1 protein-coding gene is annotated in these 413 nt (G+C 33.7%); it reads right to left on the reverse strand.

Annotation, left to right across the window (positions count from 1 at the left end; translation table 11 throughout):
- Nucleotides 1-156 precede the first annotated feature (156 nt).
- Nucleotides 157-413, reverse strand: a 257-nt coding sequence (locus QWI17_RS05665; protein ID WP_302721542.1) for a superoxide dismutase, incomplete at its 5' end; no start/stop codon positions are given.

Below are 413 nucleotides of genomic sequence, written 5' to 3' on the forward strand. Positions count from 1 at the left end.
AAATAATCAGAACCAATGCGCGCTTCTTCATCTAAACATCCGTGATTCGAATATATTTTTATATTTTCTAAAATAATTACTCCCATAGTTCAAAGATAAAAAAAGACTTGCGTATTTCTACACAAGTCTTGTATTGTTTAATTTTTTTAAACCTTATTATTTTGCAGATGCAAATCTTTCCGCAACTTTATCCCAGTTAATTACAGAGAAGAAAGCCTCGATATAATCAGGACGACGGTTTTGGTAATTTAAGTAATAAGCATGTTCCCAAACATCTAATCCTAAAACAGGAAATCCTTGTACATCAGCAACAGGCATCAAAGTAGAATCTTGATTTGGAGTTGATGTTACAACTAATTTTCCATCTTTTACGATTAACCAAGCCCATCCAGAGCCAAAGCGTGTTGCAGCAG

The sequence above is a fragment of the Gilvimarinus gilvus genome (assembly GCF_030518155.1).
In the GTDB taxonomy this organism is placed as follows: Bacteria; Pseudomonadota; Gammaproteobacteria; order Pseudomonadales; family Cellvibrionaceae; genus Gilvimarinus; species Gilvimarinus gilvus.